At 72.4% G+C, this 24591-nt stretch carries 22 protein-coding genes; 9 read left to right on the top strand and 13 right to left on the bottom strand.

Going from position 1 to position 24591, the window contains the following annotated elements:
• Nucleotides 1-60: 60 nt before the first annotated feature.
• The 7 genes from K8U61_RS13030 to K8U61_RS13000 form a co-directional block, all read right to left on the bottom strand.
• Nucleotides 61-681, bottom strand: coding sequence for a sirohydrochlorin chelatase (locus K8U61_RS13030; protein ID WP_224123463.1), 621 nt, complete (start codon nucleotides 679-681; stop codon nucleotides 61-63).
• On the bottom strand, nucleotides 678-1796 hold the full coding sequence (locus K8U61_RS13025) for a uroporphyrinogen-III synthase (protein WP_224123462.1): 1119 nt from the start codon (nucleotides 1794-1796) through the stop codon (nucleotides 678-680). The genes K8U61_RS13030 and K8U61_RS13025 overlap by 4 nt, the downstream gene beginning before the upstream one ends.
• The gene (nirD, locus tag K8U61_RS13020; RefSeq protein ID WP_224123461.1) at nucleotides 1793-2149 is read right to left on the bottom strand and encodes a nitrite reductase small subunit NirD; all 357 of its coding nucleotides are present in this window, start codon (nucleotides 2147-2149) and stop codon (nucleotides 1793-1795) included. The genes K8U61_RS13025 and nirD overlap by 4 nt, the downstream gene beginning before the upstream one ends.
• Nucleotides 2146-4665: a nitrite reductase large subunit NirB gene (gene nirB, locus K8U61_RS13015; RefSeq protein ID WP_224123460.1), complete on the bottom strand. Its 2520-nt coding sequence runs from the start codon at nucleotides 4663-4665 to the stop codon at nucleotides 2146-2148. The genes nirD and nirB overlap by 4 nt, the downstream gene beginning before the upstream one ends.
• The gene (locus K8U61_RS13010) at nucleotides 4662-5990 is read right to left on the bottom strand and encodes an FAD-dependent oxidoreductase (protein WP_224123459.1); all 1329 of its coding nucleotides are present in this window, start codon (nucleotides 5988-5990) and stop codon (nucleotides 4662-4664) included. Before K8U61_RS13010 ends, nirB begins: the two co-directional genes overlap by 4 nt.
• An 80-nt stretch (nucleotides 5991-6070) precedes the next feature.
• Complete coding sequence (locus K8U61_RS13005) at nucleotides 6071-8086, bottom strand: molybdopterin oxidoreductase family protein (RefSeq protein WP_224123458.1); 2016 nt, start codon at nucleotides 8084-8086, stop codon at nucleotides 6071-6073.
• A gap of 11 nt (nucleotides 8087-8097) precedes the next feature.
• Nucleotides 8098-9588: an MFS transporter gene (locus K8U61_RS13000; protein WP_224123457.1), complete on the bottom strand. Its 1491-nt coding sequence runs from the start codon at nucleotides 9586-9588 to the stop codon at nucleotides 8098-8100.
• Between the two features lie 255 nt (nucleotides 9589-9843).
• On the opposite strand from K8U61_RS13000, the gene K8U61_RS12995 reads away from it, so the two are divergent.
• The 4 genes from K8U61_RS12995 (at nucleotide 9844) to nhaA (ending at nucleotide 15413) form a co-directional block, all read left to right on the top strand.
• Nucleotides 9844-10203: a DUF485 domain-containing protein gene (locus tag K8U61_RS12995; protein ID WP_224123456.1), complete on the top strand. Its 360-nt coding sequence runs from the start codon at nucleotides 9844-9846 to the stop codon at nucleotides 10201-10203.
• Between the two features lies 1 nt (nucleotide 10204).
• The gene (locus K8U61_RS12990; protein WP_224123455.1) at nucleotides 10205-11839 is read left to right on the top strand and encodes a monocarboxylic acid transporter; all 1635 of its coding nucleotides are present in this window, start codon (nucleotides 10205-10207) and stop codon (nucleotides 11837-11839) included.
• A gap of 99 nt (nucleotides 11840-11938) precedes the next feature.
• A complete protein-coding gene (acs, locus tag K8U61_RS12985) occupies nucleotides 11939-13918 on the top strand; it encodes an acetate--CoA ligase (protein ID WP_224123454.1) in 1980 nt (659 codons plus the stop codon).
• A 190-nt stretch (nucleotides 13919-14108) separates the two neighbouring features.
• Nucleotides 14109-15413, top strand: coding sequence for a Na+/H+ antiporter NhaA (gene nhaA, locus K8U61_RS12980; RefSeq protein ID WP_224123453.1), 1305 nt, complete (start codon nucleotides 14109-14111; stop codon nucleotides 15411-15413).
• Here the strand turns inward: nhaA and K8U61_RS12975 are convergent.
• Nucleotides 15400-15873, bottom strand: coding sequence for a CBS domain-containing protein (locus K8U61_RS12975; protein WP_224123452.1), 474 nt, complete (start codon nucleotides 15871-15873; stop codon nucleotides 15400-15402). The genes nhaA and K8U61_RS12975 overlap by 14 nt on opposite strands.
• Nucleotides 15874-15986: 113 nt before the next feature.
• On the opposite strand from K8U61_RS12975, the gene K8U61_RS12970 reads away from it, so the two are divergent.
• Complete coding sequence (locus K8U61_RS12970) at nucleotides 15987-17261, top strand: ArsB/NhaD family transporter (RefSeq protein WP_224123451.1); 1275 nt, start codon at nucleotides 15987-15989, stop codon at nucleotides 17259-17261.
• A 53-nt stretch (nucleotides 17262-17314) separates the two neighbouring features.
• The gene (locus tag K8U61_RS12965; protein WP_224123450.1) at nucleotides 17315-17716 is read left to right on the top strand and encodes a phage holin family protein; all 402 of its coding nucleotides are present in this window, start codon (nucleotides 17315-17317) and stop codon (nucleotides 17714-17716) included.
• 4 nt (nucleotides 17717-17720) lie between these two features.
• Here K8U61_RS12965 and K8U61_RS12960 read toward each other — a convergent pair whose 3' ends face one another.
• The 4 genes from K8U61_RS12960 to nth are packed head-to-tail and all read right to left on the bottom strand — an operon-like array spanning nucleotide 17721 to nucleotide 20918.
• Nucleotides 17721-18896, bottom strand: a complete 1176-nt coding sequence (locus K8U61_RS12960; protein WP_224123449.1) for a MarP family serine protease — start codon at nucleotides 18894-18896, stop codon at nucleotides 17721-17723.
• Nucleotides 18893-19621: an NUDIX hydrolase gene (locus K8U61_RS12955; protein ID WP_224123448.1), complete on the bottom strand. Its 729-nt coding sequence runs from the start codon at nucleotides 19619-19621 to the stop codon at nucleotides 18893-18895. Before K8U61_RS12955 ends, K8U61_RS12960 begins: the two co-directional genes overlap by 4 nt.
• Nucleotides 19618-20217, bottom strand: coding sequence for a TlpA family protein disulfide reductase (locus K8U61_RS12950; RefSeq protein WP_224123447.1), 600 nt, complete (start codon nucleotides 20215-20217; stop codon nucleotides 19618-19620). The genes K8U61_RS12955 and K8U61_RS12950 overlap by 4 nt, the downstream gene beginning before the upstream one ends.
• Nucleotides 20214-20918, bottom strand: a complete 705-nt coding sequence (gene nth / locus K8U61_RS12945) for an endonuclease III (protein WP_224123446.1) — start codon at nucleotides 20916-20918, stop codon at nucleotides 20214-20216. The genes K8U61_RS12950 and nth overlap by 4 nt, the downstream gene beginning before the upstream one ends.
• Before the next feature lie 133 nt (nucleotides 20919-21051).
• Here nth and K8U61_RS12940 point away from each other — a divergent pair, with 133 nt between their 5' ends.
• The 3 genes from K8U61_RS12940 to K8U61_RS12930 all read left to right on the top strand — a co-directional run bounded on the left by K8U61_RS12940 (nucleotide 21052) and on the right by K8U61_RS12930 (nucleotide 23601).
• Complete coding sequence (locus K8U61_RS12940; protein WP_224123445.1) at nucleotides 21052-21729, top strand: Crp/Fnr family transcriptional regulator; 678 nt, start codon at nucleotides 21052-21054, stop codon at nucleotides 21727-21729.
• Between the two features lie 85 nt (nucleotides 21730-21814).
• A complete protein-coding gene (locus K8U61_RS12935; protein WP_224123444.1) occupies nucleotides 21815-22318 on the top strand; it encodes a SigE family RNA polymerase sigma factor in 504 nt (167 codons plus the stop codon).
• On the top strand, nucleotides 22315-23601 hold the full coding sequence (locus tag K8U61_RS12930) for a hypothetical protein (RefSeq protein WP_224123443.1): 1287 nt from the start codon (nucleotides 22315-22317) through the stop codon (nucleotides 23599-23601). Before K8U61_RS12935 ends, K8U61_RS12930 begins: the two co-directional genes overlap by 4 nt.
• A 29-nt stretch (nucleotides 23602-23630) precedes the next feature.
• Here the strand turns inward: K8U61_RS12930 and K8U61_RS25670 are convergent, their stop codons facing one another.
• On the bottom strand, nucleotides 23631-24527 hold the full coding sequence (locus K8U61_RS25670) for a type IV toxin-antitoxin system AbiEi family antitoxin (protein ID WP_504739626.1): 897 nt from the start codon (nucleotides 24525-24527) through the stop codon (nucleotides 23631-23633).
• Nucleotides 24528-24591: the final 64 nt, after the last annotated feature.

The raw sequence follows: 24591 nt of genomic DNA, 5'->3' as shown, positions 1-24591 counted from the left end.
TGGACGACGAAGCTTCATCGTCCCGGAGTGAGTTTCATCGGCCGGCCGATGAAACTCCCCCTAGGCCGTCCGCCGCCCCGCCAGCTGCTCGGACGCGCGCTCGACGACCAGGTCGACGACGGCGGGATGGGCGCCGATCACGTCGGCGACGAGCGCGCCCGGAGACTCCGCGCGACAGCGACGGGCGAAGAAGCCGGGGGCGAGCAGGTACGGCGAGACCGCGTCACCCGGGCGGACGACGTCCGCGGGGCGCCGCCCCCGGCCGGACAGCGTGGCCAGCCGCACCGGGCCGCCCCAGGCCTCGGCCAGGTAGGCGGCGGCGAGCATCAGGTCGCGGGTGGCGAGGGCGTCGTTCGAGCCGGCGGCGACCATCACCACCGGCTGGCCCGCGGCGGCGCCGGCGCCGACCAGCCGTGCGACCTGCGCCTCGGCGAGCAGCGGGTCGGGGCCGAGCGGCCGCTGGCCGGCGAGGTCGACCCGGACGTGGTGGCCGGTCGAGAGCAGCAGCGGGACGACCACGGAGGGCTCGGGTGGGAGGGAGGAGTAGAGCGGCGTCGCCAGCTCGACGAAGGACGCCACCCAGGGCAGGCCGAGCCGGGTGCCGGCCGCACCGGTCAGCGCCCGCGCGACCGAGTTGCCCGCCGGCGTGCGCGTGCCGTGCGCGACCGTCACCAGCCTCACGACGCGACCGCCAACCGGTAGCCGCGCTTGACGACTGTCTGGACGGCGCGGGTACCGAGCGCCGCCCGCAGCCGGGCGACCGCCATCTCGACGGCGTGCTCGGAGCCCGCCGTACCCGAGGGCAGCATCGCCAGCAGTGCCGGGCGGGAGACGACGTTGCCGGGGTTGGCGAGCAGCGCGTGCAGGACCGCCGCCGGGGCCGGCGAGAGCTTCACCTCGTGCCCGTCGAGCAGCACGTCCTCGCCGTGCAGCAGCAGCTGGTGGCCGCCGGCGAGCTCGACGGTGAGGCCGGACCGTCGCGAGGGCAGCTCGACCTCCAGCTGCTTGACCATGGCGGTCAGCCGGGACCGCTCGGGGTAGATCGAGGGCACCCCCCACATCTCGAACGCCGCCGCCGTCACCGGCCCCACGCAGGAGGCGACGACGTCGGCCTGGAAGGCCGACACCAGCTCCTCGCGGCGCCCGGTCGGCCCGGCCGCGTCCATCAGCGACGCGACCGCCGGGGCGGAGGTGAAGGTCACCGCGTCCAGCGCCCGTTCGCAGACCAGGTCGACCAGCTTGAACATCGGCTCGAGGTCCGCGGCCGGCTCCACCCGGTAGACCGTCACCGTGGTGACGTCGGCACCCTGGCGGCGCAGCGCGTGCGCGACCATCGACAGCGACTGGCCGTGCTCCTGCACCACGATCCGACGGCCCTCCAGCGGTCGCCCACGCAGGTGCTCGAGCACGTCCTCGAAGCACTCCGACTCCGGCGCCCACAGCTCGCGCAGCCCGCGGCGCCGGAGAGCCCCCACGCTCTTCGGACCGCGGGCCAGGATCTCCGCCGACCCCAGCGACTCCAGCAGCGGCTCCAGGAGGCCCCACCGCTCGGCCGCGTCGAGCCACGACTTCATGCCGATGCCGGTCGTGGCCAGGAACATGTCGACCGGCCGGGCCAGCACCTCCTCGGTCGCGGCCCGCAGCCGGTCGTCGTCGATCCGGTTGGGGTCCAGCGACAGCGCCGGCGCCCACTCGACCGTGGCGCCCCGGCGCTCCAGCAGCCCGACCTGCTCGTCGACCTTCCGGGCCGCGGTCACGCCGATCCGGAAGCCGCTCAACGGAAGGGATTCAGTCACGGGTGCTCCTGCGGTGGACCGACGAGGACGATCCCGTCGTCGACGCGCACGTCGAACGTCGGGACCCGGACGTCCGCGTCGTCGAGGCACTGTCCGGTGCGCAGGTCGAAGGCCTGCTTGTGCATCGGCGAGGCCACGAAGGGAACGTCACCACGCGTGCCGACGATCCCGCGTGCCAGCACCGATGCTCGGGAACAAGGGTCGTAGTTGGACATCGCGTAGACATTGCCGTCGTGTGTCCGGAAGATTGCGACCGCGGCGCCGTCCACCAGCGCGGTGACGCCGCCCTCGACCTCGATCTGGTCGAGCCGGCAGACGGCCGTGTACGTCGAGCGGTCGGTGGAGGTGGTCACGGCGCACCCACCGGGATCGTCGTGCCCAGCGAGACCGGTCCGGACGAGTCCTCGGGCGCGATCTGGCCGCGCTCGTCGCGGAAGCTGATGTGCGGGTCGGGTACGTCGGGGGCGTTGACGAACGACACGAAGCGCTCGAGCTTCTCCGGGTCGTCGATGGTCGCCTTCCACTCGTCGAAGTAGGTGTCGACGTGCCGGGCCATCGCCGCCTCCAGCTCCGACCCGAGCCCGAGCGCGTCGTCGACGACGACCTCCCGCACCCGGTCGAGACCGCCGTCGAGGGAGTCGATCCAGGGGGCCGTGCGCTGGAGCCGGTCGGCGGTGCGGATGTAGTACATGAGGTAGCGGTCGAGGTAGCGGATCAGGGTCTCCCGGTCGAGGTCGCCGGCCAGCAGCCGCGCGTGGGCGGGCGTGGCGCCGCCGTTGCCGCCGACGTAGAGGTTCCAGCCCTGCTCGGTCGCGATGACGCCGAAGTCCTTGGCCCGCGCCTCCGCGCACTCGCGGGCGCAGCCGCTGACCCCGCCCTTGAGCTTGTGCGGCGACCGGAGCCCGCGGTAGCGCAGCTCCAGGTCGATGGCCAGCTGCACCGAGTCCTGCACGCCGTACCGGCACCAGGTGGACCCGACGCACGACTTCACCGTGCGCAGCGCCTTGCCGTAGGCGTGGCCGGACTCGAAGCCCGCGTCGACGAGCCGCCGCCAGATCTCCGGCAGCTGCTCCATCCGGGCGCCGAAGAGGTCGATTCGCTGGCCGCCGGTGATCTTCGTGTAGAGCCCGAAGTCGCGCGCCACCTCGCCGATCACGATCAGCTTGTCGGGCGTGATCTCGCCGCCCGGGATGCGCGGGACGACGGAGTAGGTGCCGTTGCGCTGGATGTTGGCGAGGTAGGCGTCGTTGGTGTCCTGGAGGGTACGGCGGTCCCCCTCGAGCACGTGTCCGTTGAGCTGGCTCGCGAGGATGGACGCGATCACCGGCTTGCAGACGTCGCAGCCGCGGCCGGTGCCGTGCGCCTCGACGACCTGGTCGAAGCTGCGGTGCCCGTGCACCGCGACGACGTCGAAGAGCTCCTGCCGGGTCAGCGGGAAGTGCTCGCAGATGCTGCGGTCGACCTCCTGGCCCTGGCTGGCGTAGTAGTCCTCGATGATCTTCTTCGTCTGCACCTTGCAGGAGCCGCAGGTGCTGCCGGCGCGGGTGGTCTCCCCCGCCGCGGCCGCCGCGACGATGTCGCCCTTGCTGACGTCGTTGCAGGAGCAGACCTGCGCCTCGTCGGGGAGACCGATGTCGGCCGCGCCCCGACCCGCCGGCAGGATCAGGTCCTCGGGGTTGTCGGGGAGCGCGATGCCGGAGGCGACCATCGGCCGCAGCACGCCGTACGCCGAGGCGTCGCCGACGAGCACGCCACCCAGCAGGCGGGTGCCGTCCTCGGAGATGACCAGCTTCTTGTAGACGCCCGCGACGGCGTCGGAGTAGACGAGCTCCAGCGCACCGGGCGTGGTCGCGAAGGCGTCGCCGAAGCTCGCGACGTCGACGCCCATCAGCTTGAGCTTGGTGGACATGTCGGCGCCGGTGAAGGCGCCCGGGCCGCCGAGCATCGCATCGACCGCGACCTCGGCCATCGCGTAGCCGGGCGCGACCAGGCCGTACATCCGGCCGCCCGGCGCCGCACACTCCCCGATCGCCCAGACGTGCGGGTCGGAGGAGCGGCCCTGCTCGTCGACGAGCACCCCGCCTCGCTCGGCGAGGTCGAGACCGGCGGCCCTGGCGAGCGCGTCGCGCGGGCGGATGCCGGCCGAGAACACGACGACCTCGGCGGGGATCGTGGCGGCCTCCTTCAGCGCGAGCCCGACGGCTCGACCGTCGGCGCCCTCGACGACCGCCGACGTCATCGCGTTGGTGTGCACGCTCAGGCCGAGGGACTCGATGTGGCGGGCCAGCGTCGCGCCGCCGGCGTCGTCGACCTGGACCGCCATCAGCCGTGGCGCCATCTCCACGACATGGGTCTCGAGGCCGAGCTGGCGCAGGGCGTTGGCGGCCTCGAGGCCGAGGAGCCCGCCGCCGATCACCGCGCCGACGCTCGCCCCCGCGGCGGCCTCGCGGATCGCCTCCAGGTCCTCGATGGTGCGGTAGACGAAGCAGCCCGGCAGGTCGTGGCCCGGCACCGGCGGCACGAACGGCGCGGCACCGGTGGCCAGCACGAGCTCGTCGTACTGGACGACCTCGCCGCCGTCGAGCAGCACGGTGCGCGTCTCGGGGTCGAAGCCCTCGACCTCGGTGCCGAGCACGAGCCGGACCCTCGGGTCGTCGTACTCGCCCTCCGGCAGGAAGGACAGCGCCTCGGCGCCGACCTCGAAGAAGGAGGTGAGGACGACGCGGTCGTACGCCGGGCGCGGCTCCTCGCCGACGACCACGATGTCGTGGGTCTCGGTGAGGCCGCGCTCGACGGCGGCCTGCACGAAGCGGTGGCCGACCATGCCGTGGCCGACGACGACGATCTTCTTGCGGTACTGCGGGCTCATGCAGAGGCTCCTTCCAGGACGAGCTCGCGGACGGTCCCGGCACAGCCGCCGCAACCGGTGGTCGCACGGGTGGTGGCCCGGGCCTCCTCGACCGAGGCGCACGCGCGCACCCGGCCGGCGCTGACGCCGGCGCAGGCGCAGACCTCGGCGTCGTCCGGGAGGACGACGGGACCGGCGGTCGCCGGCGGCATCAGCAGGGCGCCGGGCTCGGTCGGGCCGAGCACGGTGGCGCGGTCGTAGTGCTGGGTGATCAGGCCGATGCGGGAGAGGTCGCCGACCAGCGTGGCGCCGACGATGACGCCGTCGCTGACGACCAGCTTGCGATGGCTCCCGGTGACCGGGTTGGACACCTCGACGACGTGGCCGTCCGCGCGCTCGGGGTCGCCGAGCACGGCGACGTCGAGGTCGGTGGCGCGCAGCCGGGCGACCGTGCGGGCTCCGTCGTACGACGCGGCCTCGCCGCGCAGCACCCGCGCGAGGACGCCGGCCTGCTCCCACGCGGGCGGCACGAAGCCGGTGACCTGGTCGCCACGCTGGGCGCAGTCGCCGATCGCGTGGACGTGCGGGTCGCTGGTGCGCAGCTGGTCGTCGATCACGACGCCGCGGCGTACGTCGAGGCCGGCGCGACGGGCGAGCGCGGTCGACGGGCGGCCACCGGCGGTGAGCACGACGAGGTCGGTCTCGAGGGTGTAGCCGTTGTCCAGGACGAGGCCGGCGTCGGTCAGCCGGGTGGCGCGGGCACCGGTGTAGACGGCGGTGCCGAGCCGCTTCAGGTCGCGGGCCAGGATCGCGCCGGCCTTGGCGTCGACCTGGCTGCGGAGCAGGTGGTCGCCGCCCTCGACGACCTCGGTGGCGACACCGCGGACGGCGAGGGCCCGCGCGACCTGGAGCCCGAGCAGCCCGCCGCCGACGACGACCGCCCGCCGGGCGGTCGGCACCGCGGCATCGAGCCGGAGGCAGTCGTCGAGGGTCCGGAAGGCGTGCACCCGCCCGTCGAGCCGGCCGTCGACCCGCACCAGTCCGCGGATCGGCGGCAGCGTCGGGATGCTGCCGGTCGCCAGCACCAGCCGGTCGTAGGGCACCCGGCTCCGGTCGGCGAGCTCGACCTCCCGCTCCTCGCGGTGGATCTCCACGGCCCGGGCGCCGAGCCGCAGGTCGATGCCCTCCGGCACCGCCATCCGGATCGCGTCGGGGTCGTGGGTGCCCTCGAGCACCGCCGACAGCAGGATCCGGTTGTACGGCGGGTGCGCCTCGTCGCCCAGCAGCGTGACGTCCGGCAGCTCCTGCGCGAGCCGCACCGCCGCCATGCCGGCGCCGACGATCACGGTCCGCTTTTCGGGGTCCCCGCGGCGTTGTTCGACGGCGGAGCGAAGCGGGGGAGGCGAAGAACGCCGTGGGGTGTGTTTCATGCGGTCACCGCGCACGCGCAGACCTTGAACTCCGGCATCCGGCTCGACGGGTCGAGCGCGTCGTTGGTCAGCTTGTTGGCGCCGACCCAGTGGAACGGCACGAAGACCGTGTCGGGGCGGATGGTGTCGACGACCCGTGCCGGCGCCTTGAGCTCGCCGCGGCGGGTGGTCACGACGACCGGGCGCCCGTCGTACGCCCCGATCCGGTCGGCGAGCATCGGGTGCAGCTCGACGAAGGGCCCGTCGTCGGGCAGGTCCGCGATCCGGCGGGTCTGGGCGCCGGACTGGTACTGCGCGAGCACCCGGCCCGTCGTCAGGTGGAGCGGGTACGTCGGGTCGACCGGCTCGGCGGGGCCGCGGTGCTCGACCGCGACGAAGCGCGCCCGGCCGTCGGGGTGTGCGAACGACGAGCCGAACATCCGCTCCGTCCCCCAGAAGACGCCGTGCTCCTCGCGGATCCGGTCGTAGCTGATCGCGGAGTAGTCCGCCCGGCCACCGGCGGACGCGCGGCCCAGCTCGGCGAAGACCGCCTCGGGGTCGGCCGCGAAGTCGTGCCCCAGCCGGGCCGCGAGACCGGCGATGACGTCGAGGTCGGACCGTACGCCGGAGGGCGGGGAGGCCGCCTGCTGACGCAGGATCACCCGGCCCTCGAGGTTGGTCATCGTGCCGGTCTCCTCGGCCCACTGGGTCACCGGCAGCACCACGTCGGCGAGCGCTGCGGTCTCGCTCATCACGAGGTCGGCGACGACGAGCAGGTCGAGGTCGGCCAGCCGCGAGGTGACGTGGGTGGCGTTCGGCGCGGAGACGACGATGTTGGAGCCGAAGACCAGCAGCGCCCTCGGCCCGTCGTCGGTGCCGAGCGCGTCGAGGAGCTCGTACGCCGAGCGCCCCGGCCCGGGCAGCGAGGACGGGTCGACGCCCCACACGCCGGCGACGTGCTCGCGCGCGGCGGGGTCGTCGATCATCCGGTAGCCGGGCAGCTGGTCCGCCTTCTGCCCGTGCTCGCGGCCGCCCTGCCCGTTGCCCTGGCCGGTCAGGCAGCCGTAGCCGGCGTGTGGCCTGCCGGGCATCCCGAGCGCGAGCGCGACGTCGATCCAGGCGAGCACGGTGTCGGTGCCCTGCGCGTGCTGCTCGGCGCCGCGAGCGGTGAGGATCGTGACCTTCTCCGCGTCGGCCAGCAGCTCGGCCAGTCGGCGCAGTTGCGCCGTTTCGACGCCGCTGACCCGCTCGACCCGCTCGGGCCACCACGAGGCGACGGCGGCCCGCACCTCGGCCCAGCCGACGGTGCGCGCGGCGACGTACTCCTCGTCGACGGCGCCGGCCGCGTCGAGCAGGTGCAGCAGCCCAAGCGCGAGCGCGAGGTCGGTGCCGGGCACCGGCTGCAGGAACGTGTCCGCCCGCTCGGCGGTCGCCGTCCGCCGCGGGTCGATCACGACGACGTGACCGCCACGGGCGCGCAGCGCGTCGAGGTGCCGCGCGGCCGGCGGCATCGTCTCGGCGAGGTTGGAGCCGACCAGCACCAGCACGTCGGTCTGCTCGACGTCGGTCAGCGGGAACGGCAGCCCACGGTCGATCCCGAGGGCCCGGTTGGCCGCCGAGGCCGCGGACGACATGCACCACCGGCCGTTGTAGTCGACCTGCGAGGTGCCGAGCGCGACCCGGGCGAGCTTGCCGAGGCTGTAGGCCTTCTCGTTGGTCAGCCCGCCGCCCCCGAAGACCCCCACCGCGTCGGCGCCGTACGACGCCCGCAGCTCGCGGAGCTGGCCGGCGACGAGGTCGAGCGCCTCGTCCCAGCCGGCCGCGCGCAGCTCGCCGGTCGCCCGGTCGCGCACCAGCGGCGTGGTCAGCCGCTCGCGGTGGCCGCGCAGCCCCGTGGAGGTCCAGCCCTTGCGGCAGAGCGCCCCCTGGTTCACGGGGAACTCCGTCCAGGGCCGGACCTCCAGAGCACGGCCCTCCCGAGCGAGGTCCATGCCGCACTGCAGCGAGCAGTAGGGGCAGTGGGTCTTCGTCATCGGTGGACGGCCTAGACCCCGGCGACGGCGAGCGAGGTCGCCTTGGCCGGCTTGCGCAGGTAGACCGCCCAGCAGACGACGGCGCAGACGACGTAGTAGGCGGTGAAGACCACGAACGCGCTCTTCGTCGCCGCCATCGGGTCGTCGACCCACGGCGAGCTGAACGCGATCGGGATCAGGAAGCCGCCGAGCGCACCGGCCGAGCCGACGACGCCGAGAGCCGCCGAGGACTCCTTGGTCGCCGCGTCGAGCGCCGCTGCGCGCTCGGGGCCGCCACCCGCGGTGCTCGCCTCCGCCTCGCGCCGCCAGATCGCCGGGATCATCTTGTACGCCGACCCGTTGCCGACGCCGGTGAAGGCGAAGATGACCAGGAAGAACGCCAGGAACCAGGGGAAGAGCGACTGGTTGTCGCTGGCGATCGCCGGGTCGGCGGTCGGGTTGGGCGTCAGCTGCATGAGCGTCACCAGCACGGCGAGGGTGAAGGCGACCATGCCGAGCAGGGCGATCAGCGTGATCTTCGCGCCGCCGTACTTGTCGGCGAGCCAGCCGCCGAACGGCCGCATCACCGAGCCGACCCCCGCACCGAGGAAGGCGTAGTAGGCGAAGTAGATGCCGGTGCCGAGCGGCGCGGGGTCCGCGACCCAGAAGTTGAGCTTGATGAGCAGCGGCATCGCGGCCGAGTAGCCGATGAACGACCCGAACGTGCCGATGTAGAGGAACGCCATGATCCAGGTGTGCGGCTTGCGCACCACGGCCAGCTGCTCCCGCGGCTTGGAGGTCGCGCCGGTCAGGTTGTCCATCCACAGGTACGCCGCGACCGTCGCGAGCACGGCCAGCCCGGCGTAGACGTAGCCGGCGGTCTCCAGGTGGATGCCGCCCTCGCTGGCCTTGACCAGCCCGAAGATCCCCGCACCGCCGATCATCACCGGCAGCAGGAGCTGGATGATCGAGACACCCGCGTTGCCGCCGGCCGCGTTGAGCCCGAGCGCGGTGCCCTTCTTGTCGGCCGGGTAGAAGAAGTTGATGTTCGCCATCGAGCTGGCGAAGTTGCCGCCGCCGAAGCCCGCCGTCGCGGCGATCAGGCAGAAGGCCCAGTACGGCGTACCGGGGTGCTGCACGGCGATCGCGAAGAGCAGCGTCGGGATCAGCAGCAGCGCGGCGCTGACCATCGTCCAGTTGCGGCCGCCGAAGCGCGGCACCGCGAACGTGTAGGGCAGGCGCAGCAGCGACCCGACCAGGTTGGGCAGCGCGACGAGGAAGAAGAGCTGCTGCGGGGTGAACTCGAAGCCCATCGCCAGCAGGAAGGCCGAGCTCACGCTCCAGATGAGCCAGACCGAGAAGCCGAGGTGCTCGGCGAAGATCGACCAGATCAGGTTGCGGCGCGCGACCCGCTTGCCGCCTCCCTCCCAGAAGGCCGGGTCCTCCGGACGCCAGTCGTCGATCCAGTGGGCACGCGCGGGCGCCGTCGTCGCGGCGTCCGCACGGTTGTCGATGAGGGTCATGGCTGCGCTCCTGTGGGATGGGGTGCCCACCACGCTCGGGTGCGGAGGTAACACCCGACACAGATCGCCGTACCGGAAGCGTCAACTTGTCCTCACCGCCTCACAGTCCTCACGACCTCACCGTTCGTCGTGCGGGTCCGACCGCTCGTCGCACGACGCCACCGCTGGGCGCGGGGCCGCGCCGCACCCGCTGACCCGGATCGCGTCCCGCTCCTACCGTGACGGCCGTCACATCCAGTGCGAGAGGGGCGACCCGTGACCACATCGAGCGAGCCGCGTGACCAGGCGGCCAGGCACGACCCGATCTACGACCACCTCCACGAGGAGCCCGACTTCGTCGAGCTGCGGCGGCGCTACCGGGGCTTCGTCTTCCCGGCCACCATCGCCTTCCTGAGCTGGTACCTGCTCTACGTCGTGATGAGCAACTGGGCGCACGACTTCATGAGCCACCGGCTGTGGGGCAACGTGAACGTCGCCCTCGTCTTCGGACTGCTCCAGTTCCTGACGACGTTCCTCCTCGCCTGGCTCTACAGCCGCTTCTCGACCGCGCGGCTCGACCCGCTCGCGCGAAGCCTCGACGAGCAGTACATCGCCGAGATGAAGGGACGCGGCTGACATGGACAGCGACCAGGTGCTCACCACCACGCTCTTCCTGACGGTCGTCGCGATCACCGTCGGGATCACCTTCTGGGCGAGCCGGCAGACCTCGGGGGCCGCGGACTTCTACGCCGGCGGCCGCAGCTTCTCCGGCGTCCAGAACGGCCTCGCGATCGGCGGCGACTACATGTCCGCCGCGTCGTTCCTCGGCATCTCCGGCGCCATCGCCCTGAGCGGGTACGACGGCTTCCTCTACTCGATCGGCTTCCTCGTCGCCTGGCTCGTCGCGCTGCTCCTGGTGGCCGAGATGCTGCGCAACTCCGGCCGCTACACGATGGCCGACCAGCTCGCGTTCCGGATGCGCCAGCGCCCGGTCCGCACCGCGGCGGCGACCTCGACCGTCGTCGTCTCGATCTTCTACCTGCTCGCGCAGATGGTCGGTGCCGGCGCCCTGGTCGCGCTGCTGCTCGACGTCAGCGGCGACACCGCCAAGAACATCACCATCTTCGCGGTCGGCGCCCTGATGATCTTCTACGTCACGGTCGGCGGCATGAAGGGCACCACCTGGGTGCAGATCGTCAAGGCCGTGCTGCTGATGGCGGGCTCGGCGCTGATCGTGGTGCTGGTGCTCGCGAAGTTCGGCTTCGACCTCTCCGACCTGCTCGGCACCGCCGCGTCCAACAGCGGCAAGGGCGACGCCTTCCTCGAGCCCGGGCTCAAGTACGGCGTCAGCGACACCAGCAAGATCGACTTCCTCTCGCTGGGGATCGCGCTCGTGCTCGGCACCGCCGGCCTGCCGCACATCCTGATCCGCTTCTACACGGTCCCGACCTCCCGCGACGCCCGCAAGTCGGTCCTGTGGGCGATCGGCCTGATCGGCGTCTTCTACCTCTTCACGCTGGTCCTGGGCTTCGGCGCCGCGGCCCTGCTGTCCTCGGACAAGTACGCCGAGGTCGCGGCATCCGGCGGCAACCTCGCCTCACCACTCCTCGCCGAGGCGGTCGGGGGCGGCGACGGCTCCACCGGGGGCGCCGTGCTCCTGGCGCTGATCTCGGCCGTCGCGTTCGCGACGATCCTCGCGGTCGTCGCGGGGCTCACCCTGACCTCGTCGGTCAGCGTCGCCCACGACATCTACAACGGCGTGATGCGCCGGGGCGAGGCCTCGGAGAAGGACGAGCTCAACGTCGCCCGCTGGGCGGCGGCGGGCATCGGCCTGGTCGCGATCCTGCTGGCGATCCCGGCGCAGCGGCTCAACGTCGCCTTCCTCGTCGCCCTGGCGTTCGCGGTCGCCGCGTCGGCCAACCTGCCGGCCATCCTCTACAACATGTTCTGGAAGCGCTTCAACACCCGCGGCGCCGTCTGGAGCATCTACGGCGGCCTGATCGCCTCGGTCGGCCTGGTGATCTTCTCGCCGATCATGTCCGGCAAGGGTGTCGACCCGGCGACCGGGAAGAACCTCTCGCTGCTGCCCACCAGCATCGACATCTCGTGGTTCCCGCTGGAGAACCCCGGCATCGTGTCGATCCCGATCGGCTTCTTCCTCGGCTGGCTCGGCACCGTCACCAGCCGTGAGCCGGCGGCGGAGGAGCGCTACACCGAGCTCGAGGTCCGCGCCCTCACCGGCGCAGGCGCCGAGCAGGCCGTGCAGCACTAGCACGACCTGGAGAGGCGCCCGACCGCAACGTCGCGGCAACCTGCCCGCTGGCTAGTGTGGCGGGGAGCACACACCTGCCCGGATGGAAGAGGAAGACCTGTGAGCGACGAAACGCTGTCCAACCTCCTCAAGGAGGACCGCCGGTTCGAGCCACCGGCCGAGATCGCCGACAACGCCAACCTGAAGGCGGAGGCGTACGACCGGGCGAAGCAGGACCGCGAGGCGTTCTGGGCGGAGCAGGCCGAGCGCCTGGACTGGTCCCAGAAGTGGGACCGGGTCCTCGACTGGGACGACCCGCCGTTCGCGAAGTGGTACGTCGGTGGCACGCTCAACGCGGCGTACAACTGCGTCGACCGCCACGTCGAGGCCGGCCGCGGCGACAAGGTCGCGCTGCACTGGGTCGGCGAGCCGGTCGCGGACAAGCGCGACATCACCTACGCCCAGCTCAAGGACGAGGTCTCGCAGGCCGCCAACGCACTCGTCTCGTTGGGCGTGCAGACCGGCGACCGGGTCGCGATCTACCTGCCGATGATCCCCGAGGCGGTGGTCGCGATGCTCGCCTGCGCGCGGATCGGCGCGCCGCACACGGTGGTCTTCGGCGGCTTCTCCGCGGACGCGCTCGCCTCCCGCCTCGAGGACTGCCAGGCGAAGGTGGTCATCACCTCCGACGGCGGCTACCGACGCGGCGCCCCGTCGGCGCTCAAGCCGGCGGTCGACGAGGCCCGCGCGAAGGCCGCGGGCCAGGGACACACGGTCGAGAAGGTGCTGGTCGTGCGCCGGACCGGGCAGGACGTCGCCTGGGACGACGACGTCGACGTCTGGTGGCACGACGCCGTCGGTGCCGCCTCCACCGACCACACTCCGGAGGCGTTCGACTCCGAGCACCCGCTCTACGTCATGTACACCTCGGGCACCACGGGCAAGCCGAAGGGCATCCTGCACACCACCGGCGGCTACCTCACTGGGGCGTCGTACACGCACTGGGCGGTCTTCGACCTCAAGCCGGAGACCGACGTCTACTGGTGCTCGGCCGACATCGGCTGGGTGACCGGCCACTCCTACATGGTCTACGGGCCGCTCGCCAACGGCGCGACGCAGGTGATGTACGAAGGCACGCCCGACAGCCCCGAGCGCGGCCGGTGGTGGCAGATCATCCAGGACTACGGCGTCACGATCTTCTACACGGCACCGACGGCGATCCGGTCGTTCATGAAGCAGGGCCGGGAGATCCCGGACAGGTTCGACATGTCGTCGCTGCGCATCCTCGGCTCGGTCGGCGAGCCGATCAATCCGGAGGCGTACGTCTGGTACCGCCACGTCATCGGCGGCGACCGCACCCCGGTCGTCGACACGTGGTGGCAGACCGAGACCGGCTCGATCATGATCAGCCCGCTGCCCGGCGTGACCGCCGGCAAGCCGGGCTCGGCGATGACGCCGATCCCGGGCGTCTCGGCCGAGGTCGTCAACGAGGCCGGCGAGCCGGTGCCCAACGGCTCGGGCGGCTACCTCGTGCTGACCGAGCCGTGGCCGTCGATGCTGCGCACCATCTGGGGCGACGACGAGCGGTTCAAGGACACCTACTGGTCCCGCTTCGCCAAGGAGGGCTTCTACTTCGCCGGCGACGGCGCGAAGAAGGACGACGACGGCGACATCTGGGTGCTGGGCCGCGTGGACGACGTCATGAACGTCTCCGGCCACCGGCTCTCGACCACCGAGATCGAGTCGGCCCTGGTCTCCCACCCGAAGGTCGCGGAGGCCGCGGTCGTCGGCGCCAAGGACGAGGACACCGGCCAGGCGGTCTGCGCGTTCGTCATCCTCCGCGAGGAGGCGGGTGACGGTGGCGACGACATCGTCGCCGAGCTCCGCAAGCACGTCCGCAAGGAGATCGGCCCGATCGCCACCCCGCGGCAGATCATGATCGTCCCCGAGCTGCCGAAGACCCGCTCCGGCAAGATCATGCGGCGCCTGCTGCGCGACGTCGCCGAGCACCGCGAGGTCGGCGACGTGACGACGCTGGCCGACAGCTCGGTGATGGACCTGATCTCGCAGGGCATCGACTCCGGCAAGGGCGAGGACTGACCCGGTACCCACCTCCCGGGGGCCCCGCCCCCACCGACCGCCCGGGCGCCCCCCAAGCAGGGCTCGCCGGCCCCCGCCCCCCCCCGCCCCCCCCCCCGCCACCCCCCGGCGGCGCGCCCCACGACTAGGCTGGTCGCGGTGCGCCGGGAAGTCTGGTCGGCAGGAATGCCCCCGACCCCCGAGGACCACCGTGACCCGCACCCCCCGCCGTACGCCGCGGCTCTTCGCCCGCGGCTCGTGGCTCGAGACGTCCCGCACGGCTGAGGTCCTGCGCGCCGAGACCACGAGCGGCGTGCTGCTGCTCCTGGCCGCGACGCTCGCCCTCGTCTGGGCCAACTCCCCCTGGTCGGACTCCTACGCCAGCCTGCGGGACCGGGTGATCGGCCCGGACCAGCTGCACCTCGACCTGTCGGTCGGCGGCTGGGCGGCCGACGGGCTGCTGGCCATCTTCTTCTTCGTCGCCGGCCTGGAGCTCAAGCGTGAGTTCGTCGCCGGCGACCTGCGCGACCCGCGCCGCGCCGCGCTCCCGGTCGCGGCCGCCGTCGGCGGGATGGTGGCGCCCGCCCTCATCTACGTCGCCTGGAACCTCGGGACCGACGACCTGAGCGGCTGGGCGATCCCGACCGCGACCGACATCGCCTTCGCCGTGGCGGTCCTCGCGGTCATCAGCACCCACCTGCCGGCCGGGCTGCGCACCTTCCTGCTCACGCTCGCGGTCGTCGACGACCTGCTCGCGATCACGGTGATCGCCGTCTTCTACACCGACGAGCTGCACCCGACCTACCTGGTGCTCGCCCTGGTCCCGATCGCCCTCTTCGGGCTCCTGGTGCAGCGCCGGATCCACACCTGGTGGTCGCTGGTGCCGCTCGCGCTCGTCGCCTGGGCACTGGTGCACGCGTCCGGCGTCCACGCGACCGTCGCCGGTGTGCTGCTGGCCTTCACGGTGCCGGTGCTGCGCCGGGACGGCCAGGACGGGCCCGGCCTCGCGGAGCACCTCGAGCACCTCGTGCGCCCGATCTCGACCGGCTTCGCGGTCCCGGTCTTCGCCTTCTTCGCGGCCGGGGTGTCGGTCGGCGGCTGGGCCGGGATGGGCGACGCCCTCCAGGACCGGGTCGCGCTCGGCATCATCTGCGGCCTGCTCATCGGCAAGCCGCTGGGCATCCTGGTCAGCACCTGGCTGCTGCACACCTACACGCACGCGGACCTCGACGACGAGCTGTCCTGGATCGACGTCGTCGGGATGTCGATGCTCGCCGGGATCGGGTTCACCGTCTCGCTGCTGATCGGCGAGCTCGCGTTCGACGACCACTCCGCGACCGGCGAGCTGGTCAAGGTCGCGGTGCTCGTCGGCTCGGTCGCCTCCGCCGGCCTCGCGGCCGTGCTGCTGCGGATGCGCAACCGGACCTACCGGCGGATGTGCCAGGCCGAGGAGGTCGACAGCGACCAGGACGGTGTCCCCGACGCCTTCGAGGACACCGACGTCAGGGACCGCTGATCCGGTCGGTGGGCAGGAGCTCGCCCAGCACCGCGGAGAGGGTGATCCCGCCGAGGAGCGGCGAGGCCGCCCCCTTCCCCTCGACGACACCGACGAGCGGGCTCCGCTCGGCCGCCATCAGCGCGGCGACCTGGAGCACGGAGTCGTCCGCCTCGACCAGCGGGAGCTTGGACCGGTCCTTGCGCAGGAGCTGGGCGACGGTCTTGCCCTCCAGCGTGTCGCACATGTGGTCGACGAAGTCGTCGTCCACGACGGCGGCCAGGGTCGGGTCGGACTGGATGTAGCCGGGGATCAGCAGGCGCAGCACCTGCGAGCCCGGGAGCACGGCCACCGGGTGGTCGTGCTCGTCGACCACGATCAGCCCGGGCCGCCCCTCCTCGACGAGCAGACGCGCCGCCTGCAGCGCCGGCTGGTCCTCCCGCACGGCCGGGAAGGGGATGGCCAGGTCGCGTGCCTTCACGGCCTCGACGCTATCCCACCGGAGCGCGACCGGGAGCGGTCCCGCTAGGGTGGTGCCCCGGGTGTGCCGGGAAGTCTGGTCGGCGATCGTCGATCCGACCCCAGGAGCCGCCCGTGGCCGTCGCCGCCGTCATCGTCTTCCTCTGCGCCTACGGGCTGCTCGTCACCGAGAAGATCCACCGGACCGCGGTGGCGCTCGGTGGCGCGGCCATCATGCTGCTGCTGCACGTGACCGATGCCGACCACGCCTTCTTCTCCGAGGAGACGGGGATCGAGTGGAACGTCATCTTCCTGCTGCTCGGGATGATGCTGATCGTCTCCGTGCTGCGGCAGAGCGGTGTCTTCGAGTACGTCGCGATCTGGGCGGCGAAGCGCACCCGGGGGCGGCCGTACGCCCTCATGGTCATGCTCTGCTGCCTGACCGCGCTGGCCTCGGCACTCCTCGACAACGTGACGACGATCCTGCTGATCGCGCCGGTGACGTTCCTGGTGTGCGAGCGGCTCGGCCTGCGACCCGTGCCGTTCCTGATGGCCGAGGTCTTCGCCTCGAACATCGGCGGCACCGCCACCCTCGTGGGCGACCCGCCGAACATCATCATCGCCGCGCGCGCCGGCCTCAGCTTCAACGACTTCCTGGTGCACCTGGCGCCGATCGTGCTGGTCCTCATGGTCGTGTTCTGCCTGCTGTGCCGGTGGCTCTTCCGGGCCGACTTCGTCCACGACGCCGAGCGGGTCGCGTCGGTGATGCGGCTCAACGAGCGCGAGGCGATCACCGACCGCCTGCTGCTGGTCAAGTCGCTGGCCGTCCTCGTCCTCGTGATGCTCGCCTTCGTCCTGCACCCCGTGCTCCACTACGAGCCCTCGGTGGTGGCCCTGCTCGGCGCCGGTCTGCTCCTCCTGATCACCGACATCGACGTCGCCGACGCGCTGCGCGAGGTGGAGTGGCCGACCCTCGCGTTCTTCGCCGGCCTGTTCATCATGGTGGGCGGGCTGGTCGAGACCGGGGTCATCGACCACGTCGCCGAGGCGACCGCCAGCTGGACCGAGGGCCGACTTCCGTTGGCCACCATGGTGCTGCTCTTCGGATCGGCCGTGCTGTCCGCGGTCGTGGACAACATCCCGTACGTCGCCACCATGAGCCCGATCGTCGCCGAGCTGGCCGCCGGGCACGGCGAGTCCGGGCACGTGCTCTGGTGGGCGCTCGCGCTCGGCGCCGACCTCGGCGGCAACGCGACCGCCATCGGCGCCTCGGCCAACGTCGTCGCCCTCGGCATCGCCGCGCGCGAGGGTCACCCGATCTCGTTCTGGGAGTTCACCAAGTACGGACTCGTCGTCACCGCGGTGCTGGTCACGCTGTGCGCGCCGTACCTGTGGCTGCGTTATCTCTGACCCGCGTGATGGGTAAGGTCGGGGCGAGCAGTTCCGACGACGCGAGGATGATGATGGCCGACCAGGTGCAGGACGAGGACCCGACCATCGGGCGACTGGTGCACGACGCCACCAAGGACATCTCCACGCTGATCCAGAAGGAGATCCAGCTCGCGAAGTCCGAGCTGAAGGTGAGCGTCCGGGCCGGCGGTGCCGGAATCGGGATGTTCCTCGCGGCCGCGTTCCTGATGGTCCTGGCGATCATCATGTTCTCGGTCTCGCTCGCCTACTTCATCAACTGGAACGGCGACGGCCTCGCCCTCCACTGGGCGTTCCTCATCGTCTTCGGCTTCTACCTGCTGGTGGCCGCGCTCCTGGTCTGGCTGGGCATCCGCCAGGTCAAGCGGGTCAAGGCGCCCGAGCGGGCGATCGAGCAGGGCAAGGAGATCCCCAACGCCCTGCGCGGCAAGTCCTGAGGGACTAGCCCGCACAGTCCCCGGTGGAGACCTCGGTGGAGCTAGCACGTCCGGCATCCGCACCCGCCGACACCTGGTCGGCGGTGAGCGCGTAGCCGGTGTCGTGGTCGGTGACCGACGCGGCGAAGACCACGCCGACCACGTCGCCCGCCGAGGACAGCAGCGGGCCGCCGGAGTTGCCGGGCCGGATCAGGCCGCGCAGGGAGTAGACGTCGCGGATCACGGCGCCGGTGCCGTAGATGTTGGGCGACCGCAGCCGCTGCTGGGATCGGATCCGCGCCGGCTGCACGTCGTACGGGCCGTCCTCCGGGTAGCCGAGCACGGCCACGCCGTCCCCCGCCCCGGCGGTGCGGTCGAACTGCAGCGCCGGCGTGTCGCCGCTGTCGATCGCGAGGACGGCGACGTCCAGGTCGGGGTTGTAGTAGACGACCTGGGCCGGGACGGTGTCGTCGCCGAGGTTGACCTCGGGGTCGTCGACGCCGGCGACGACGTGGGCGTTGGTCATCAGGCGGTTGGGGGCGTAGAGGAAGCCGGAGCCCTCGACGCCGCGGCCGCAGTCGTTGGTGCCGCGGATCTTCAGCACGCTGGCCGCGGCCCGCTCGACGTCCGGATCGTGCAGCAGCCGCTTCGGTCCCGGCCCGACCTCGACGATCCGCTCGGGTGCGAACGGCTCGAGGTAGCGGGGGAAAAAGCTGGTGCCGACGACGTCGTTGAAGGCCTGGAGCGCGCCGTCGGCCGAGTCCGGCAGGATCTTGTCGACCTCGCCGAGCACCGCGGAGCCGCGCACCATCGGGGTGACGCCGTTGATCCGCGAGCCGGAGATCGCGACGCCGAGCGCCCAGGCGACGATGAGGACGGCGACCGCGCTGAGCGCCGCTCCCCCGACCGCGTCGATGGCGCGGATCGGCTGCCAGGTGATCTTCTCCCGGATCCGCGAGCCGGCGAACTGGAACACCGCCTGGCCCAGCGAGGCCGCGATGATGACGATGAAGAGCGCACCCAGGGAGACCAGCAGCGACGGGTCGGCGTCGCCGAGCGCGACCGGCGCGAGCCAGACGCCGAAGAGCCCGCCGAGCAGCAGCCCCGCGGTGGCGAAGGCGCCGGTGATGAAGCCCTGCCAGTAGCCCGAGAGGGCGTAGGCGAGGACGAGCACCACGAGGAGCCAGTCGAGGAGGTTCACGCGTCGTCCTCCTCGTCCTCGAGGATGTCGAGGAGCTCGTCGCGGGCGCGGCGCTCGCGGCCGCTGAACATGTACGCCGGCAGGTCGCGCACCCGCGACTCGTCCCACGGCCGCGACCAGCCGAGGAAGTCGAGCAGCCGGGCGATGATCCCGCCGGTGAAGCCCCACAGGATGACGTCGTGGTCGGGCCCGATCAGGAAGCCGGGGCTCTGGTAGCCGCCGCGCGGCATCTGGACGGTGATGCGGTGCTCGGGGTCGACGAGCTCGGCGAGGGGGACGTGGTGGATGGCGTGCACCTCGGCCCGGCTCACCACGGAGACCTCGCTCGGCTCGCGCCACCAGCCGAGGACGGGGGTGACGGCGAAGTTGCTCGGGGGCAGCCAGAGCTCGGGCAGGCGGCCGAACACCGTGACCGAGTCGGGGGCGACCCCGACCTCCTCCTCCGCCTCACGGAGAGCAGCCTCGACGACGTCCTCGCCCGGGTCCAGCGACCCGCCGGGGAACGAGACCTGCCCGGGGTGCGAGCGCATGTCGTGGGCCCGCTCGGTGAGCAGCAGCTCGCCGCCCGCGTCGCCCTCGCCGAAGAGCATCAGCACCGCGCCGGCGCGGGCATCGCTGCCCGGCGGGGGCACGAAGCGGGTCAGGTCTTCGGCCCGGATCTCGCGGGCGGCCCGCTCGACGGGACGGAGCCAGTCCGGGAGCCCTGGCGCGTCCGGCCCGCTCACAGGGAGATCCCGAGGTTCTTCCCGACGAGGTCGACCAGGTCGTCGACCGAGTCCACCCCTCCGGGCGCCGCCGTGACCTCGCCGTCGGCGGAGACGAAGAGGAAGAAGGGGATGCCGCGGATCACCGGCACCGGGGCGTTGGCGTTGAGGTCGCCCCCGGGGTCGGCGACCAGCGGATAGGTCACGCCGGACTTCTTCGCGAGCTCGAGCGCGGCGTCCGGCTGCTGGTCCTGGTAGTCGACGCCGACCACCGGAACCTGGTCGCCGTACTGCTCGTAGAAGGCCTGGAGCGCCGGCATCTCCTTGCGGCACGGGCCGCAGTAGGAGGCCCAGAGGTTGACGATGACCGGTCCCTCCAGCGACGACAGGTCGACCGAGGGTCCACCGCCGAGGCAGGGCAGGGTGAGATCGGGCAGGCCCGCGTCCGTGGCGTCGCCCGTCCGGCAGTCGGCGACGTCGGTCTGCTTCTTGAGGGCGCGCAGGTGGGGCGTGTCGACGTCGACCTCCGCCTGCCCGGGCGGCTTGATGTCGTCGGCGTTGCAGCCGGACAGCAGCAGCACGGCCGCCGCGGTGGCGGCCAGCAGGGCTCGCCTCATGCTCGGCCCTCGGTCTTCACCAGCTTGGCGGCGGCGACGGGGTCGGTCGGGCCCTCGCCGTACGCCGGGCACCACGTCGCGATCGGGCACGCGCCGCACGCGGGGTTGCGCGCGTGGCAGCGGCGCCGCCCGTGCCAGATCAGGTGGTGGCTGAGCATCGTCCAGTCCTTCTTGGGGAAGAGCTCGCCGATGGCGTGCTCGACCTTGACCGGGTCGGTCTCCTCGGTCCAGCCGAAGCGGCGGACGAGCCGCCCGAAGTGGGTGTCGACGGTGATGCCCGGGATGCCGAAGGCGTTGCCGAGCACCACGTTGGCGGTCTTGCGGCCGACCCCGGGGAGCTTCACCAGGTCGTCGAGCCGCGGCGGCACCTCGCCGCCGTGGTGCTCGACGAGGGCCGCGCTCAGCTTGAGCAGCGACTCGGTCTTGGCGCGGAAGAAGCCGAGCGGGCCGACGATGCCCTCGAGCGTGGCCCGGTCGGCGGCGGCCATCGCCTTCGCGTCGGGGTAGGCGGCGAAGAGCGTGGGCCGGACGGCGTTGACCCGCTTGTCCGTGGTCTGGGCGCTCAGCACCGTGACGACGAGCAGCTCGAAGGGGTTGGCGAAGTCGAGCTCGCAGCGGGCGTCCGGGTAGGTCTCGGTGAGCACCCGGTCGATCTTGCGGGCGCGGCGGACCAGTCCGGTGCGGGTCTCGGCGGCAGGCACGCGCCCCAGGGTACGGCGGGGCACCGACGCCACGCGGACCGGATGTGCACCGGGTGTACTGCGTGACGTTCCACACTGGATAGGATCACTTCCGGTACCCGTGTGCGCGGGTCGATGATCCCAGGAGGCATGGGTGGACAACGACGTACTCCGTCAGGCACCGCTGTTCAGCGCGCTCGACGACGAGGCGGCGACGGCGCTGCGGGCGTCGATGGCCGAGACCCGGCTCCGCCGTGGCGACGTGCTCTTCCACGAGGGTGACTCCGGGGACAAGCTCTACATCGTGCTCGACGGCAAGGTGAAGCTCGGACGCACCTCGTCCGACGGCCGCGAGAACCTCCTCGCCATCCTCGGCCCCGGCCAGATGTTCGGCGAGCTCTCGCTCTTCGACCCGGGCCCGCGCTCGGCGACCGTGACCGCGGTGACCGACGCCTCCTTCGCCTCGCTCTCGCACGAGGACCTCCTGCGGTGGCTCGAGGGTCGCCCGGTCGTGGCCCGTGGGCTGCTCGCCCAGCTGGCGGGCCGGCTGCGCAAGGCCAACGACGTCGTCGCCGACCTGGTCTTCTCCGACGTCCCCGGCCGCGTCGCCAAGGCGCTGCTCGACCTCGCCGACCGCTTCGGCCGCACCGCCGACGACGGCGTCCACGTCCACCACGACCTCACCCAGGAGGAGCTCGCCCAGCTGGTCGGCGCCTCCCGCGAGACGGTCAACAAGGCGCTCGCCGACTTCGCCTCGCGCGGGTGGCTCCGCCTCGAGCCCCGCTCGGTCGTGATCATGGACGTCGAGCGGCTCTCGCGCCGCGCCCGCTGACGCTCGATCCGAGAAGTTTCGGCCCGGGTGACCCCCGGGCACACCCTCTGCAGCGTCTGAGGGGGTGAAAGGGGGTCTCGAGCCCATGGCACACGCCGACGAGGAGGACGCGTTCCGCGCGTTCGTGCTCGCGCGCACGCCCGCGCTGTCGCGCACGGCGTACCTCCTCACCGGCGACGCGCACCTGGCCGAGGACCTCGTCCAGACGGCGCTCTTCAAGGCCGCCCGCGCCTGGCACCGGATCCAGGGCGACCCGGAGCCGTACGTGCGCCGGATCCTCTACACGCAGAACATCTCCTGGTGGCGCAGCCGCCGCCACGCCCGCGAGCACGGCCTCGGTGGGTACGACGCCCCCGCGCGCGACGCCGACGTCGACCTGAGGCTCACCCTCGAGGCCGCCCTGGCCCGGCTGACCGCCAAGCAGCGCACCGTGCTCGTGCTGCGCTACTTCGAGGACCTCACCGAGGTGCAGACCGCCGAGGTGCTCGGCATCGGGTCCGGCACCGTGAAGTCCACCGGGCGCCAGGCGCTGGCCCGCCTGCGCACCCTCGCCCCCGAGCTCGCCGACCTCGTCGGGAGGACGCCATGACCCTGCACGACGAGCTCCACCGGATCGCCGACCGCGCACCGGTCGCCGACGTCCCCGACGACACCTGGGCGCGCGGCCGCCGCTCGCTCCACCGCAGCCGCGCGCTGACCGCGGCCGCGGCGGTCGCGGTGCTGGCGCTCGTGGCCGGCCTGGCGGCCTGGCTGCCGACGCGCGACGAGCCGCCCGTCGCCGACTCCGCCGGCGGCGTGCCGAGCCGGATCTACGACCCCCCCTCCGGCCTCGGCACCGAGCCGGATCTCGCGGTCGGGACGGCGGCCGCGGCCTTCGTGACCGGCCGCAGCACCTCCCACGTGGTGGTCGTCGTCGTAGGTGCCCGGGACGGTGCCTACCACCGGCTGAGGCTGCCGGACATGGGCGACCCGACGGGTCTCGGCACCGAGCTCACCCTCTCCCCCGACGGCACCCGTCTGGCCTACTACGCGCGGACCGAGCCCGGCGACACGAGCCTGCGGGTGGTCGACCTCCGCGACGGCTCGGTGACCCGGGTGACCCTGCCGACCTGGCAGGCCGGCCTCGGGACGCTGGTCACCGGCCTCTCGTCGTCGCCGACCGGCCGCTGGCTGCTGTGGACCGGCCAGGTGATCACCGGCTGGAGCCAGAACGGCGGCCGCTACGGCCACTCCGTGGCCGGCCGCGTGCAGGAGGGCGGGACGACCAGCGAGACGCTGCCCGGCGGCGACTGGCAGTCCGGCGGCATCGCCGACGACGGGTCCGTCGCCGTCGTCCGCAACCAGCTGGTGCGGTGGGACGGCGAGCACCTCACGCGGACCCCCGTCCCCGACGACGGATCGATCCTCTCGTCGACGTCGACGCGGGCGACGGGGACCGGAGCGGCCACGGTCACGGCCGTCCGGAACGGCGACGACGGCCCCGCGATCAGCCGCTACGCCCCGACCTCGGACTCGGCCGGATCCGCCGACGCGGACCTCCGCGTCGTGGAGACCCTGGGCTGGATCGACGACGACACCGCGGTGGTTGCGACGACCCGCGACGCCGAGAGCGGCTACGACAGCTACGACCTCGGCCTGCTCTCGCTCGACGGCGGCCAGCCCTACCGGTCCATCGGCACCACCGACGTCGTGGGCCAGTTGACCGTCGCGACCGCCCTGATGTCGTCCGACCACCCCACCGTCGATCGCCCCACCCCGGACTGGGCGGACGACGGCGGCGGTCTCCCCCGCTGGGCCTACGCCCTCGGCGCCCTCGCCCTGGTCGTCCTCGGCCTCGCGTTGATTCGTAGGTTCCGGACGCGCGACTCGTAGGTCCCGGACACGTCAGCCGTAGGTTCCGGTCACCAGCGGCGGTTCGAGTACGTCGGAACGAGCACCTCGCGGAGCTCGCGGAGCCACCGCTCGAGCGCGTCGCCGGTGAAGTCGCCGTTGCGGAGGACGATCACCACCCAGCCGTGCTCACGGAGCCAGCGACGCCGCTCCTCGTCGTATGCCCGCTGGTCGGACCCGGCGTGGGCGTCCTCGCCGTCGTACTCGACGCACACCTTGAGGCGCCGGTAGGCGAAGTCGAGGCGGTAGCGCAGCCCGGGGTCCCGCTCGACCCAGACCTGTGGCTCGGGGAGCGGCATCCCGGCATCGGCGATCGCGAGCAGCACCCACGACTCGCGTTGCGACTCGATCCTGGGGTCGACGAGTCCGACCAGGCCGCGGAGCTGCACGACGCCACGCCGGCGCCGATAGCGCGGCATGGCCCGCTTGAAGTCGGTCGACGTCATGGCGAAGGCGCGGGCGAGCGCGTTGAGGGCGGCGTACGCCTCACGCCGACGCAGGCAGCAGCCGAGATCGAGGGCCGTGCGCAGCGGCGTCGTGACCGCCACCCCGTGCAGAGTCTCGATGTCCTCCGGACGGAGGTCTCGGGTGCGACCGTCGACATCCTGACGACCGCACGGCTCCCGACCGCGCAACGCACACGTCTCCACTGCGGGTACGACGTCGTGCTCGGCGTACACGTGCGCATCGACCCCGTGTAGCCACGCCGCCGTCCGGTCGGTCACGACGTGGTGAGGAGGCAGGACGGTGGCGAGAGCCTGGGCCCTGAGGTCGAGTGAGTCGGGACGATCAGCGACGACGTACACGCCGCGGACCACGAGTCGGATCTCTCCCCTGCGGACGCCACACCGGATCTGCGCGTCGGTCCACCCTGCACGGGTGAAGGGTGCCTCGGGCCAGCTCGTCATGGAAGCACCCTCGGACAGGGCGCGACCGATCACCCTCAGCCCGGCGACAACCTGGGGAGAATCC

It is taken from the genome of Nocardioides mangrovi (assembly GCF_020073815.1).
Taxonomy (GTDB): domain Bacteria; phylum Actinomycetota; class Actinomycetes; order Propionibacteriales; family Nocardioidaceae; genus Nocardioides; species Nocardioides mangrovi.
Note: the sequence above shows the minus strand (reverse complement) of the source record. Positions and strands in the feature narration are given on the sequence as shown.